Raw genomic sequence first — 13,096 nt, forward strand, 5'->3', positions numbered from 1 at the left:
TAATTCCTCTCCTTTTCTTTATTTTTGCACACAATATAAAACAAGTGAATTGTCGCATGTATAGGAAGCCCCCGCGTCGATTTCCTGATTCGCGGCATTGCTGATACCGGCCCATCCCGATACGGCATTGGTATTGTTTGTCCAATTGGAACAATTGATTCCGGTTTTCGGAGCCCAACCTGCTCCCGTCGTATCAATTCCGGTAAAGACGGCGGATCCTCCCGGGTCGGTAATTTCTACAGAGAGCGGAAACGGAAATTGTGCGTTTGCATTCGTTGTCGCTATAATTAAGTTACCGTTATTCATACTTCGATAGACTGTGTTCGGAAATAGAACCCAAGAGTTTGTCAAGTTTCTGGTACCGTCATCGGTCATGATGAGCGCCTTGTAACTGGAAGAATTTCCGGGTGCACTCTGGGTGACGGCATCGTTCACGCACTTCGAATCTGCACCCGCAATTCCACCGATATTTCCGTTCGTTGGTGAAGATAAAAAAAGTGTACAACCCGTCGAACCGCAAGTGGATGTCGGAGAGCCCGAACTCGACGAAGTCCCAATAGAAGAAGTATTTTCGCCTTGAATCAACATGAGTAAGGCGGCAGAAGCAGAAGATAAAGAATCTGAATTCTCAGACTTTGATATGCCCCCAGCAGTAAGAATCGGCCACACTGTACAAGAGAACAATTGAATCGGGCCAACTAACGTCAAAAAGACGAATCGATATAGAATTCCTACGTTCCCATCACGAAAGAAATTGCGGGTCCAATTCATAATACTCTATTGTTAGCTGCTCATTCCCGTATCAAGGTCGATTCGAAGAAAGGGAATGAACGACTAACAAATAGGCATTTGTAAATGGATAGAACTCTTTATAAATCTACGGTTATTTCAATGAGCTTCGTCCCAGTTGACCCCGAATTTTCCCTCTACAAGGATTGGAACGTCAAGCGGCATCGCGGTTTCCATGTGTTTTTTCATGGAGGCCTTAAATTCATCCTTTTCCTTTTTGTAAACCTCGAAAACCAATTCGTCGTGGACCTGTAAGAGAAGTTTTGATTTTAATTTACGGCTTTGTATCTCTTTATGAATCGAGATCATTGCGATCTTGATCATATCGGCGCTCGTTCCTTGAATCGGACTGTTGATCGCAATTCTTTTGGCGGCTTCCTTTGCGGATTTGTGAGTGCTGTGAATATCGGTCACAGGACGACGTCTTCCGGTCAAGGTTTGGACGTAGCCGTTCGCTTCAGCGAAAGCTACCATTTCATCCATATAACTTTTTACGCCCGGATACTGTGTCATATAACGTTCAATAAAGGACTTCGCTTCGTCTCGGGAAATTCTAAGATTGCGGCTCAGGCCGTAAGGAGTGACTCCGTAGATTACGGAGAAGTTGACGACCTTCGCCTTGTCCCTCATTTCTGGGCTGACTTCTTTTTCCGGAACTCCGTAAAGCGCCGACGCGGTTCTTCTGTGAATGTCAAGGCCGTGATTGTAAGCGTCGAGCATCGCCGGATCTTTGGAAACGTGGGCCATGATTCGAAGTTCGATCTGAGAATAATCCAAGCTGAGAATTTCATAATCGCTCGAACCGGGAACAAATCCCTTACGAAGCAAACGTCCTTCTCGATCTCGAATCGGAATGTTCTGTAAATTCGGATCCGTGGAAGACAATCTTCCAGTCGCAGCGATCGTCTGATTGTAGCTCGTATGAATTCTTCCCGTCTTGGGATTGACCATTTTAGGAAGCGCGTCTACGTAAGTGGACTTGAGTTTCGTATATTTTCTGTATTCCAAAAGTTTTTCTATGATCGGATGTTCCCCGACCAATTCTTCCAAAACCTCGTGATCGGTGGAATAACCGGTCTGAGTTTTTTTTACGGTTCGAAGTTTGAGTTGATCGAAAAGAATTTTTTGAAGTTCCTTCGTAGAAGCGATGTTAAACGGAGCGCCCGCTTGTTTGTGAATTTCACTTTCCAAGTGACGAATCTCGCGATCAAAATCCCTTGCAAGTTCTTCAAAGTAAGGAACGTCCAACGCGATCCCGTGCTTTTCCATCTCTGCCAAAACCGGAACCAGAGGAAGTTCAATGTCCCGAAGAATCGGCTCCACGCCGGAATCTTTGATCGATTTTCTGAGCACCTGATAAAGTCGAAATGTAATGTCTGCGTCTTCGGCTGCGTATTCCGCGACTTGTTCCGGATCGATATCGGTCAGTTCTTTCTTTTTTTTGCCGGTCCCGACGAGATCGTCGTATGTAATCGTATCGTAGTTCAGAAGATCCTTTGCGAGAGCGTCCATGTTGTGACGTCTTCCTTCCGGCTGAAGAACGTAAGACGCCAACATCGTATCAAACTGAATGTTGTTTAACACAAAACCATGATTTTCTAATACGATCAAATCATACTTTATATTCTGTCCTACCTTCGGGACCTCGCTCGCAAGAACCGGTCCGAGGTGTTCCTTGACTTCTTCCAAAGTCAAAGATTTTTCCTGAAACAAAGACGCTGAGTTTTTTACGGAGATGTAGAATCCGGTCTTTTCCTGGTTGGAAAAAGAAATTCCCAAAAGATCCGCCATCGCCGGATTGGGAGAAGTTGTCTCCGTATCAACCGCGAGAATTCTGGATTTCAAAAGTCCTCTGCAAACTTTCGAAAGTTCCTCCACGCTTGTGATGAACTTATAATTTCCTTTTTCTCCCGCAGGAACAACGGAAGTTTCGTCTTTTGTTTCGGAAACTTCTACGTCCTTAGGAACTTCTTTTCCCGCGGACTTCGCGAGGTCCTTGGAAAGCGCGTTGTATCCCTGCGATTTAAAATAAAGAATCGCCTGGTCCGATTTGTAATCCGGAGTTTCGATATCTTTTTCGGTGATTTCTAAATCAAGATCTCGTTTGATCGTCGCGAGCGCCTTGGAAAGATATGCGTTTTCCTTTTGTTCCGAGAGTTTGGTCTTCATCGAAGGATTTTTAATCTTGTCGATATTCTTATAAATACCGTCGAGGGTTTTGTAATCCTGAAGGAGCTTGGAAGCGCCTTTGTCTCCGATTCCTTTTACTCCGGGAATGTTATCCGAAGTATCTCCGACGATTCCCATATAATCCGGAATTTGTTTTACGTCGATTCCCAATTCTTCCTTGACCCAAGCCGCGTCGATTTCTACGAATTCGGTGACGCCCTTTTTGCCTCGGAGCATCTTTATATTCTTCTTTTCTAATAGTTGATAAAGATCCTTGTCGCCCGAGAAAATCAGAATCTCTTTTGCAGTTGCCTTGTAGTTTTCACAAAGAGTTCCGATGATATCGTCGGCTTCGTGTCCGTCCATTTTGAGGACTCTAAATCCGATATTGGAAAGGGTTTCCATCACTTCTTTGATTTGAGGACGGAGATCTTCCGGCATTGGCTTTCGATTTGCTTTGTATTCTTCGAAGGTTTTTCCTCTTTCGAGAGGTCCGCCCGGATCAAAGGTCATCGCTACGTGAGTCGGCGCGTAATCCTGAAGAAGTTTAAAAAGCATTTTAAAAAAACCGAATGTAGCCCCGCTGGGTTTTCCGGTTTTGGAATTGGTAAGGTTAGAGGCGCCAAACGCGTAATAGGCGCGAAATACGAAGGCGTGTCCGTCGATGATGAGAAGACGTTTCATTCTGTTGCTCCGAAAAGTTCTTCCCCTAAAAAGGAATAATATGCGAGTTCCGTTTTTCGGATCGTGTTTTTGATGGAGAATCTTTTTACGGATTCTTTGTTGAAGGTTCCGAAAGTTTTTCTGAGTTTCAAATCATTTATAAGGATTTCATAATATTTTGCAAGAGCATCGGAATCTCCGACTTCGGCGAGAAAAGCGCCTTTTTCGTGAGTAAGCATTTCTCCGATTCCTCCACCCTTGGTCGCGACAACCGGAAGACCGACCGCCATCGCGTCGAGAATCGAAGTTCCGAGTCCTTCTTCTTTGGATGTCAGAGTAAAAATATCAAAAAGAGAAAGAATGTCCGGAACGTCCTGTCTATATCCGGTAAAAATCACTCTATCAGAAATTCCTAATGAAGTAGTTAGGTCTTCCAATTCTTTCCTGAGTTCTCCTTCTCCAAGAATGAGAAGTTTGAAATTTTTAGAAGGATCGATCTTTGCCATCGCATGAAGAAGAGTTTTTTGATCTTTGTGATCTACGAGCGCGGCCACGTTTCCGATCACGATTGTATCTTTTTTAATAGAGAATTCTTTTTTATAACGCGCCGGGTCCGGTAATTTTTTTGTAAAAGAGAAATCGATTCCGCTGTGAACGGTAACCGTCTTTGCAGGATCGACTCCGTCTCTCAGAAGAATTTCCCGAATCTTATTGGAAACCGTGAGAAAGAGATCGTTGCGTTTGGATTTATATTTCCAGATGGAGAATAGATTCTTCCGAATGCTAAAATCAACGCGCCTGGAAACGACGAGCTTTGTTGTCGGAAGTTTTGATTTTGCAAAGAGGGCGAGCGTGTGTGCCTTTGCTGTGTGAGTGTGGATGAGTCGAATTTTTCTTTCTTCGACGATCGCTCGAATCGCCTTCACGGAGGCGAGATCCCATTCTCCTTTCATCGCCAGCGCTTCAAAAGGAAGTCCATGGTCGGAACAACGGCTTTCCAGGGCGGATCCCGGTTTACCCAGGATGAGTTGAGGGATCTTTCTTTTCTTGAGGCCTTCCGCCAAAAGGAGAAGTTGCCTTTCCCCTCCTCTCCAGCCGGTTTCTGTATCTATATGCAAAATCACCCGCTCAGTTTCCAGTTGCGTGCTCATTTCTGCAAGGAATCCTTGAAAAAATCGCTGGACAGAGTAAATCTGTTTTTACGAAAATTATTCTAATATATTAAACGATTTTAGAAAAAGGAAGAAGAATGTGTGAACTCCTCGGTATGAGCGCGAATGTCCCAACGGACATCAGCTTCAGTCTCACGGGCCTTGTCCAGAGGGGCGGGAAGACTGGCCCGCACAAAGACGGCTGGGGAATCGCCTTCTACGAAGGGAGCGGACTTCGTGTCTTCCACGACCCCGCGCCCGGGGTAGAATCCAAAATTGCCGAGTTCGTCCGAAAACTCCCGATCAAGAGCGAAACCGTCATCAGTCATATCCGAAAGGCAAACAGGGGAAAAGTGGAACTGAAAAATACCCACCCCTTTGTCCGGGAATTTTGGGGTTCCTACTGGACCTTTGCCCACAATGGACAATTTAAGAAGATCAAAGAAGAATCCCTCGGTGATTTTAAGCCGGTCGGAACTACGGACTCCGAATACGCGTTTTGCTGGCTCCTGGGACAACTCAAGAAGAAGTTCCAGGAACGCCCCCGAAACGAAGCCGAACTTTTCCGTGCCATCTTAAAACTTGTGACGGAACTCCGGTCAAAAGGAGTCTCCAACCTTCTCTTCAGCGATTCCAAACACCTCTACGCTTTCTGTTCCACAAAACTTTCTTGGATCACGAGAAAATCTCCTTTTGGAAAGGCCCGACTTCTAGATGCGGATCTCAGCGTGGACTTTCGAAAAGTGACCCGACCGGGCGACATAGTCACGGTCATCGCGACGCAACCACTCACTTCCAACGAAGAATGGAATCCTTTCTCTCCTGGAGAATTTCAAGTTTGGAGAAAGGGAAGGATTGTATTCTCCAACGCTTGAGAATGGATTTGTCGGAATCCCGCGCCATTCTACACTGACCGTAATTCTTAGATTCTTTGTCTAAACAAGGGTGATGTATGAAAATCCAATTTGAAGCTATGGACTATCGTTCGGACGATTCTTTCGAAACCGCAAAGTATCAGTTCGAAGGAAGCCTCGAAACGGGCTGGGACATTTCCAGAAACGGAAAGGAATACCTTCATCTTGGACCGGGATACAAACTTCTGAAATCCAAACTCTGCGGAGTTTGTTCCACCGATCTCTCCAGACGTTTTCTTCCTTTTCCCTTGCCTCAAGTGATCGGACATGAGGTCATCGCAGAAGACATAGAACAACAGAACGGAATCAAACAAAAATACGTTGTCGAGATCAACGACACTTTTGAAGCAAGAGGCGACGATCCAGTCGATGAATTCTGCGAAGAAGGAATTCCTACACACAGCCCGGAAAGAAAGGTTCTTGGAATCGACAGACTCCCCGGTGGATTCGGTCCTTATATCTTAGCTCCGCAGAATGCGGCGATACCGTTCACAAATATTCCCGATAAGACCGCGGTTCTCATCGAACCCTTTGCCGCTTCTCTGCAAGCGGTCATCGCTTCTCCACCCAAGAAAGGAGATAACGTAGCGGTCCTCGGTCCGAGAAGATTGGGAAGTCTCGTCATCGCCGCGTTAGCCGCTTATCGCACTTCTTCCAAAATCGATTTTAAAATTTCAGCGCTCGCAAGACACGATCATCTCTTAAAACTTTCCCTCAATCTTGGAGCGGACGAAGCGATCGATCTCAGAAAGGAAAGTTTAGAATCTCTGAAAGAACGTTTTGCGATCGTCTACGACACGACGAGCACGACTTCCGGATTTGAAAGCGCGATCCGACTTTCCAAACGAGAATTGCATCTGAAAACCACGAACGGACAGGAAGTTTTCGGAGTCAAAAAACTCACCGAACTCGTGGTAGACGAACTCTCCCTTTTGAAATTCAGCGATGAGAATCTAAACTTTCACTGGGAAAAGGAAAATCGTTCCAATCAAACCGTCTACGTCGCTCCGAGCGTGGGAAAAATTTCTCTTCCTTCTCATTTCAAAGTATATTACGGAAGCATTGAAGAAGCCGAAACCATTCTTCTTTCGAAAGATTTCCAAGGACACGTCCCTCGATTCGATCTTGGAATCGCGGGAACTGCGGAAGAAATCGATCTTTTGATCCGACCCAATTCCAAACACGAAAATTCTTTGATTCGTCCTCGAAGCGCGATCCTTTTCAAAGGAGAATCCAAAGGAAATTCTCTATTAGAATTTTTGAATTTAGGAAAATCGATTCACACTTCCCGTTGTGGCGATTTTCACCTCGCGATCAAACTTCTTCAAGAAGATAAAAAAGTAACCGAAGCGCTCGAAAGGAATATGATCACACATTCCTTTTCACCGGAAAAACTTTCCGAAGCCTTTACGACCGCACATACTCCCGAAGCGATCAAAGTAGTCATTGCACATGCCTAATTCTCCCAAACTCAGAGAATCGGAAACGTCTCTCGGCGCCGTCCTCAAAGAAGGAAAGGACGGGATCTGGGATTTGGATCTTCGCAATCTTAGAATTTTTACGGGCCTTTCCATTCTTTCCCGAACTCTCGGAGAAGAAGTTTTCGAACAAGTGCAAAACGGAATCGGCGACGTAACGATCTTTTACAAAATCAATCCGAACATCAACAGCGAACTCCTGAAGATGAACATCGGTTACATTCAGATCTACGCGCGAGCCGGAGTATTAAAGGACATTCTCCTTTTTAAAGAAGAATTTCAGGATCACTTAAGAACGGTCTTTGGAACGTTTCAGAGACAGGTCTGGGCGAAAAAAATTCATCCCGAATTTTACGGAGAAGATCCAAAAAACTCCGGAATCTTTGCACTCGTATTTCCGTTTCACCACGCAAGCCCGAACGAAAACATAGACTATCAATTCATTCTCGAAAGAGTTCCCAATCAAAAAGAACCGGGAGAATTTTTCTTTCGACTCACGGTGGAGAATTACGATCGAGCCAACATCGATTTAACCGCGGTCCCTCACGTGATCGTGGACGATATCGGTTCGAGAATTTTTATCGCAGGAAGCACAAAGATCGCGGAAGCGATCAACAACGGAATTCTCTCCGCAGCGCAAAGAGGGGAAAAGTCCTATGTGGAAGAAAATCGTTCTTTCTCCCGAGTCTTCGAGCAGATCGAAAAAACCCCTCTCGGCAAATTGGATCAGATCAGCCTTTTTTGGGACAAAGGTTTCGCGGAATCGATCGTAAAAACGGATCCGAACGAAACTCTACCCTTATTTAAAAAGATTTTTCTAATATTAGAAGATCATGAAATTACAAAACATCTCAAAGAAGGTTATATCGTAAAGGTCCGACTTTCCGAAGAAACCAACGTTTATATCGATCTTTCCCGATTGGATCGGGTCTTGAACTTCAGCTTCAACGCAAAAAGAACCACCTTAGATCTGAATCACTATCTAAAACGAATGCCTATTCTGGAAAGAATCGCCAACGGCGAAAATCATAACTTCGATTTAAACGGATTTAATGTTTTTCTAATTCATCATATCACTTCCGAGATCGTAGCCTTGATCGAAGCGTTTCGAAGGCTCGGCGCGCAGAATCTGACGGTATCTTTTGTAAAATACGGCGGAGTTGTTCCTGCGGCGTATCTGGACGTTTTACTGGACGTTCCCACCGATCATTTTTATATGTCCGGCCTGCAACTCAAAGTTGGAGCAAAGAATAAGATCTACTACTCAATTTCACCTCTCTACAGCGATTCTTCCAAGCTCAAACCTCTCTTCAATCGTCTCGAAGAAGAAAAACTCGGATTTTTTGACGCGATGAAACTGCTCTCGGGACATCTCTTTCTCAGTCTTCTTTTGGATTCTTATAAGAAAAAAGAAAAGGTGATTCTGGTGGAAGACGGAGGTTACGTCGCTCCGTTTTTTAACGAGTTCGCGCTGAACGGAAAAGACGTTTCGTTTCTTTGTAAAGAATATTCCGTTCCCACGGAAGCGCCTAAAATCTCAGTCGCGGATCTCCTAACTCAAACGTTAGTCGGCACCGTGGAACATACAAGGAACGGATACGATCGTCTCAAGAACGTTCAGGATAAAAATAAAAAACTTTTTCTACCGGCATTCTCCATCGCGGTCTCCAATCAAAAGGTAAAAGAAGAATCGAAAGAAGTCGCCTATTCCATTCTAAACGCGATCGAAACGATCTTAAACGGACAAGGAATGATACTTTCTTCCCGAAAAATATTGATTCTCGGCGCGAAAGGAAACATCGGAACTTTCTTGTGCAAATATCTCGAATCCAGAATGCATGAAACCAACCAAGAATTGATTCAAGTCGATCTCAAAGTCGAAAAGCCCGGAAATCGAAACTACAGAACGATAGACGAAATTCCTAAGGAAGAATTGTATTCCAGAGATCTGATCTTGGGAGTGATCGGAAATTCCATTCTCAAAAAAGAACATTTCGAAGATCTGATTCTCAACGGAACAAAATCGAAGGTTCTCATTTCTTCCGGATCCACAAAGACCGCCGAATACACGGACTTGATCCAGTGGATCAACGACCTTTCCTTCTCCGATGAAAAGAAAATCGGAGGTTTTCCCGCCAAGTTAGAATTCGATCGGATTTTAGATCCTCAATCCGGAATCGATCAAGGCGGGAAGGTAACCTTCTGCGTAAACAAAAACGGACAAGAAATCGAAAAGACTTTCTTTTTATTAAGCGACTTGAGTCCGATCAATTTTCTTTTCTACGGAGTTCCGACCGAGGGAATGGACGCGATCATCGGCCAACTCGCGTCCGCCACGTTAGGGATGGCGGATCAAAGTAAAAAAGGGAAACTATTAGAACCAGGATTGTATGCTGTAGACCACCAAATCGACTCTTGGGGAAATCCTCTCTGAGAATTTTATAAAATACTGAAATCGCAAAAGAAATCTCAGTTATAACTTCGATATAGAATCAACGGCATATTTCCTTCGAAGCGATTTACGAATTAGGGCTTGATCTTAAAAGGAAGCCTTTCACTTTATTCTCAATGTTGAGAAAATTAATTCTTTCTTTAAGTTTTCTTTCTTTAAGTTTTCTTTTCTTTCAATCTTGTTCCACCTTTCTCATCGGCGATCCGCCCGTTGTTTCAAAATTGGAAACCAATGTGGACACGGAAGTCACTTACGAATTGATCGGGTGGAAAGAAGAATCCAGTAAAAAACTTGCTTCGGAGATTTTAAGGACGTTTCATCTTTCCGGAAGATTCAAAAAACTTTCGGTGCATACAAAAACGGATTCCGAAATCAAGATTCAAATTATTTTAGAAAAGGCTCCGCGCTTTTCTCTGTTCTTTGGGGAACATTCCCAACCTCTTTCCTGGATGCTCGAAAAAGAACCGGGAAAATTTTCCCTCTATCTTCTCAATCGGATCGCCGCTTATCGAACCTTTCTGATTTTTCCGATCCTACAAAAATCTTCGGACCGCGTTCTGTTCAAAGTATGGAAACGAAATCAGAAGATCGCAGAATATTCTTATTCCGTTGAAAACGTTTTGGCGATCGGTTGGATCCCTCTTTTACTGACGCCTTTCGACGATAGAAACGAAATGGAGTTCGTCTACGCCGGTTATGCGAAAAAATTTCTCTTCGATTCGAGGTCGGTTTATTAAATGAAACAGAAAATTCTCATATTCTTCGGCTTCGTTCTTCTTTCTTCCTGCGTTGGAATCGTAAATCCTCCTGAAATTATCCGAGATTCCGTTTCCATTCCGAAAGGGAAACCTTTGCGTATTGAATTTACCGGATTTACCTATTACGCAGCGGAAATGAATCATATCAAAAAAAATCTTACGGAAAAAGGTTATCAGGAGAATGAAAAATCGGAAGTCCTTTTGGAAATCATTCTTCAAGAAAAGGAAGCGGAATACGAACACCGCGGACTTCATTTTCTCAACCTTCTTGCAAGTTTTCTAACCCTCGGCGTCGTCCCTTATCATATTCGAAGCGAACATATTCTTATTTATCGAGTTTCGGAATCCGGCAAACCGCCGAAAGAATCCTTACACGAATTACTTTTGGATCAATGGAGAGGCTGGATTTTGATTCCATTCTCCCCTTTTTATTGGCCCTCCTCTTCGTTTGAAAAATCTCTGATCAACTCTCTGGAGGAATTTGAAAAACAAAAATGAAATCGAAAGAATATTTAAAATTTATAATATTATCGCTCTTCTTCATTTCGGCATCCACCCAGTGCCGGCTTTTACGGAATTTGCGCCCTGTTTCCGAAGACGGTTCTAAACTGGAAAAACTAACCATAGACGGAATCGAAAGAACGTATTGGATCCATTTACCCGAGAAAAAACTTTCCCCAGGCGATAAACTTCCCTTAGTTCTTGGACTTCACGGAAGACTAGGGAGCGGCAAGAACATCATGGACGATTCCAAACTCAATCTTGTTTCCGACCGCGAAGGTTTCATCGTAGTCTATCCTGACGGGATCGATAGAAGTTGGGCCGATGGAAGAGGAGCGACTCCGGCCGATAAACAAAAAATCGACGACGTTCGATTTTTAGAAAAACTCATAGACCATATTTCAGAAATTTACCCGATCGCTAAGGAAAAGATTTTTATCTTTGGACATTCCAACGGCGGCTTTATGACCCAAAGGATGTTGATCGAAAAAACGAAACGATTCCGAGCCGGCGTAAGCGTATCTTCCCAGATTTCAGAATTTATTCTCAGAAACTTTGAACCCTCCGCAAACGTATCCGTGGCATTTATCAACGGAACAAAAGACGGAATTGTTCCGTATTACGGCGGTTATGTGAGAGACGGCGGGGAAATTTTGAGCGTCGAAGATTCCGTAGATCGATGGCTTCAGTGGAACTCCTGTTTCAAAGAACCCGAAATCAAAAAGAAAGACGAGAAAGAAGACGGAACAAGCGTAGAAATTTATTCTTACAATCCATGCAAAGGAAAAACTTCGGTTCGACTTTATAAGATCGTGGATGGAGGTCATAACTGGCCGGGGGTAAATCGAAGAGTTCCCTTTATCAAAATGGGAAATCCGACTTACGAGTTGGATCCCGCTGAAGAAATTTGGTCCTTTTTTAAAACCGAGTTGAAATCCGAAACCGGAAACTGAATCAAGAAGGGAATCAAATCTATGCAAAAAATTGAATTCTTTTTTGAATTTGCAAGCACCTATTCCTATCTGTCGGTTATGAGAATCGAAGAGTTGATCCAAAACTCTAAGATCGAAATCCTATGGAAACCGTTTTTGCTTGGACCGATTTTTAAGGAACATGGTTGGAACGATTCCCCCTTCAATGTTTATCCCGTAAAAGGAAAATACATGTGGAAGGATATGCAAAGACGAACACGCAAATACGGGATCGATTTTTTGATTCCGAGCGTATTTCCGAGAAACGGACTCTTGGCTTCCAGAATCGCGATCGCAAACGAAAACCAACCTTGGATCTCTTCTTTTATCCGAGAAACCTTTCAAGCCAATTTTGCCAAAGACCAAGACATCTCTCGGCCTGAAGTATTGATTCCGATTTTAAAAAAAGTCGGCGCCGATCCGGATGGAGCTCTAAAAAACATATCCGATGAAGAAGTAAAAATTCTTCTCCGAAAACAAACGGAGAAAGCCGTTGAACTTGGAATCTTCGGGGCTCCCAGTTTCCTCGTGAAAGACGAACTCTTCTGGGGAGACGATCGGCTCGAAGACGCTCTGGAAGAATTGAGGAGATAGAGGAAGCCGTTTTAGATCAGCGGTAAAACTGGAAAAACAAGGGAGGATATCCTGTTCCGCCTTTTCGGCTCGAACAATGAATTTATAATTCCGCAAATCCATTTCCTTTCTGTGAAATGATACATTCAGGAATGAACCTATTTCATTCCAAGAAACACTCACGGCCATCGCTTGGCTCCCCAAACGAATAGGCTTAAATGTACGTTAGTCATTCCTTAAAGGTTCCAATCACTCATACAACTCTCTCGGAAGAATTAAAAGCTTATGGTTTTTAGTCCAAATTGTGATATTTTTTATTGACACGCATCACTCTCTTTTGAACATTACTTTCGAAAGTTTTTCATCAAATCCGTTTTTATGTTTTTGAAATTTTATTTTTTTCCAATTCTTTTCGCTCTGATTTCAGGAGTGTCGTACAACCCCCTGTACGCGACTTCCGTAATTGAGGCGGATTTTGAAATGTTGGAAGAAATTGAATTTCAAAACAACACTTCGTTTTCTGATTCTGGTTCCTTGCTTTATTTCGATTCAAAATCGTCTGTTTTTGTAAAAAATCAGGACGTTACACTCGAAAATGAGGAACGTTCTTTTGCAAAAGGCGAAGTTGATTTTTTAGGTCCGGACTTCCACTTTTTAAAATCTTTAAAGACGTTTTC

Annotated in this window: 11 protein-coding genes; 8 read left to right on the plus strand and 3 right to left on the minus strand. The window is 43.5% G+C overall.

Going from position 1 to position 13,096, the window contains the following annotated elements; translation table 11 throughout:
- Positions 1-18: 18 nt before the first annotated feature.
- The 3 genes from JWG45_RS02180 to JWG45_RS02190 form a co-directional block, all read right to left on the minus strand.
- Positions 19-771, minus strand: coding sequence for a DUF1554 domain-containing protein (locus tag JWG45_RS02180; RefSeq protein ID WP_205278151.1), 753 nt, complete (start codon positions 769-771; stop codon positions 19-21).
- A 117-nt stretch (positions 772-888) separates the two neighbouring features.
- A complete protein-coding gene (gene polA / locus JWG45_RS02185) occupies positions 889-3,642 on the minus strand; it encodes a DNA polymerase I (protein WP_205278152.1) in 2,754 nt (917 codons plus the stop codon).
- The gene (locus tag JWG45_RS02190) at positions 3,639-4,745 is read right to left on the minus strand and encodes a glycosyltransferase (protein ID WP_205278162.1); all 1,107 of its coding nucleotides are present in this window, start codon (positions 4,743-4,745) and stop codon (positions 3,639-3,641) included. The genes polA and JWG45_RS02190 overlap by 4 nt, the downstream gene beginning before the upstream one ends.
- Before the next feature lie 125 nt (positions 4,746-4,870).
- On the opposite strand from JWG45_RS02190, the gene JWG45_RS02195 reads away from it, so the two are divergent.
- From JWG45_RS02195 to JWG45_RS02230, 8 genes are all read left to right on the plus strand, one after another.
- Complete coding sequence (locus JWG45_RS02195; RefSeq protein WP_205278153.1) at positions 4,871-5,647, plus strand: class II glutamine amidotransferase; 777 nt, start codon at positions 4,871-4,873, stop codon at positions 5,645-5,647.
- A 77-nt stretch (positions 5,648-5,724) separates the two neighbouring features.
- The gene (locus tag JWG45_RS02200; RefSeq protein WP_205278154.1) at positions 5,725-7,146 is read left to right on the plus strand and encodes an MDR/zinc-dependent alcohol dehydrogenase-like family protein; all 1,422 of its coding nucleotides are present in this window, start codon (positions 5,725-5,727) and stop codon (positions 7,144-7,146) included.
- A complete protein-coding gene (locus JWG45_RS02205; RefSeq protein WP_205278155.1) occupies positions 7,139-9,598 on the plus strand; it encodes a hypothetical protein in 2,460 nt (819 codons plus the stop codon). The genes JWG45_RS02200 and JWG45_RS02205 overlap by 8 nt, the downstream gene beginning before the upstream one ends.
- Before the next feature lie 251 nt (positions 9,599-9,849).
- Positions 9,850-10,353 carry a hypothetical protein gene (locus tag JWG45_RS02210; RefSeq protein ID WP_205278156.1) on the plus strand — a complete coding sequence of 168 codons (504 nt, stop codon included), beginning with the start codon at positions 9,850-9,852 and terminating at the stop codon, positions 10,351-10,353.
- Positions 10,354-10,872 carry a hypothetical protein gene (locus JWG45_RS02215; RefSeq protein ID WP_205278157.1) on the plus strand — a complete coding sequence of 173 codons (519 nt, stop codon included), beginning with the start codon at positions 10,354-10,356 and terminating at the stop codon, positions 10,870-10,872. It abuts the gene before it with no gap.
- Positions 10,869-11,828, plus strand: a complete 960-nt coding sequence (locus JWG45_RS02220; protein ID WP_205278158.1) for an alpha/beta hydrolase family esterase — start codon at positions 10,869-10,871, stop codon at positions 11,826-11,828. Before JWG45_RS02215 ends, JWG45_RS02220 begins: the two co-directional genes overlap by 4 nt.
- Before the next feature lie 21 nt (positions 11,829-11,849).
- Complete coding sequence (locus tag JWG45_RS02225) at positions 11,850-12,440, plus strand: 2-hydroxychromene-2-carboxylate isomerase (protein ID WP_205278159.1); 591 nt, start codon at positions 11,850-11,852, stop codon at positions 12,438-12,440.
- Positions 12,441-12,899: 459 nt separating this feature from the next.
- On the plus strand, positions 12,900-13,096 hold a 197-nt coding region (locus tag JWG45_RS02230; RefSeq protein WP_205278160.1), incomplete at its 3' end, for a hypothetical protein.

Source organism: Leptospira ainlahdjerensis (assembly GCF_016919175.1).
Classification (GTDB): Bacteria; Spirochaetota; Leptospiria; order Leptospirales; family Leptospiraceae; genus Leptospira; species Leptospira ainlahdjerensis.